At 52.9% G+C, this 1603-nt stretch carries 1 rRNA gene; it reads right to left on the bottom strand.

Annotated features, from left to right (window positions below):
• Positions 1-10: 10 nt before the first annotated feature.
• Positions 11-1565: ribosomal RNA gene (locus tag AB4351_RS21240) — 16S ribosomal RNA — on the bottom strand.
• Between the last annotated feature and the right edge of the window lie 38 nt (positions 1566-1603).

Genomic DNA, 1603 nt, shown 5'->3' with positions numbered 1-1603 from the left:
TATCTTCGTATAAGGAGGTGATCCAGCCCCAGGTTCCCCTAGGGCTACCTTGTTACGACTTCACCCCAGTCATGAACCACAAAGTGGTGAGCGTCCTCCCCGAAAGGTTAAACTACCCACTTCTTTTGCAGCCCACTCCCATGGTGTGACGGGCGGTGTGTACAAGGCCCGGGAACGTATTCACCGTGACATTCTGATTCACGATTACTAGCGATTCCGACTTCATGGAGTCGAGTTGCAGACTCCAATCCGGACTACGACGCACTTTTTGGGATTCGCTCACTATCGCTAGCTTGCTGCCCTCTGTATGCGCCATTGTAGCACGTGTGTAGCCCTACTCGTAAGGGCCATGATGACTTGACGTCGTCCCCACCTTCCTCCGGTTTATCACCGGCAGTCTCCCTGGAGTTCCCGACATTACTCGCTGGCAAACAAGGATAAGGGTTGCGCTCGTTGCGGGACTTAACCCAACATTTCACAACACGAGCTGACGACAGCCATGCAGCACCTGTCTCAGAGCTCCCGAAGGCACACCTGCGTCTCCGCTGGCTTCTCTGGATGTCAAGAGTAGGTAAGGTTCTTCGCGTTGCATCGAATTAAACCACATGCTCCACCGCTTGTGCGGGCCCCCGTCAATTCATTTGAGTTTTAATCTTGCGACCGTACTCCCCAGGCGGTCTACTTAACGCGTTAGCTCCGAAAGCCACGGCTCAAGGCCACAACCTCCAAGTAGACATCGTTTACGGCGTGGACTACCAGGGTATCTAATCCTGTTTGCTCCCCACGCTTTCGCATCTGAGTGTCAGTATCTGTCCAGGGGGCCGCCTTCGCCACTGGTATTCCTTCAGATCTCTACGCATTTCACCGCTACACCTGAAATTCTACCCCCCTCTACAGTACTCTAGTTCACCAGTTTCAAATGCAGTTCCGAGGTTGAGCCCCGGGCTTTCACATCTGACTTAATGAACCACCTGCATGCGCTTTACGCCCAGTAATTCCGATTAACGCTCGCACCCTCCGTATTACCGCGGCTGCTGGCACGGAGTTAGCCGGTGCTTCTTCTGTTGCTAACGTCAAGAGATAGCGCTATTAACACTACCCCCTTCCTCACAACTGAAAGTACTTTACAACCCGAAGGCCTTCTTCATACACGCGGCATGGCTGCATCAGGCTTTCGCCCATTGTGCAATATTCCCCACTGCTGCCTCCCGTAGGAGTCTGGACCGTGTCTCAGTTCCAGTGTGGCTGATCATCCTCTCAGACCAGCTAGGGATCGTCGCCTTGGTGAGCCATTACCTCACCAACTAGCTAATCCCACCTAGGCATATCTTGACGCGAGAGGCCCGAAGGTCCCCCTCTTTGGCCCGTAGGCATTATGCGGTATTAGCCATCGTTTCCAATGGTTATCCCCCACATCAAGGCAATTTCCTAGGCATTACTCACCCGTCCGCCGCTCGACGCCCATTAACGCACCCGAAGGATTGTTAGTGTCGTTTCCGCTCGACTTGCATGTGTTAGGCCTGCCGCCAGCGTTCAATCTGAGCCATGATCAAACTCTTCAATTTAAGATTTTGTGACTCAACGAATACTGACTTCAAAACTA

It is taken from the genome of Vibrio sp. 10N.261.51.F11, assembly GCF_041471665.1.
Taxonomy (GTDB): Bacteria; Pseudomonadota; Gammaproteobacteria; order Enterobacterales; family Vibrionaceae; genus Vibrio; species Vibrio crassostreae_C.
This window is presented reverse-complemented; position numbering and strand designations above follow the sequence as displayed.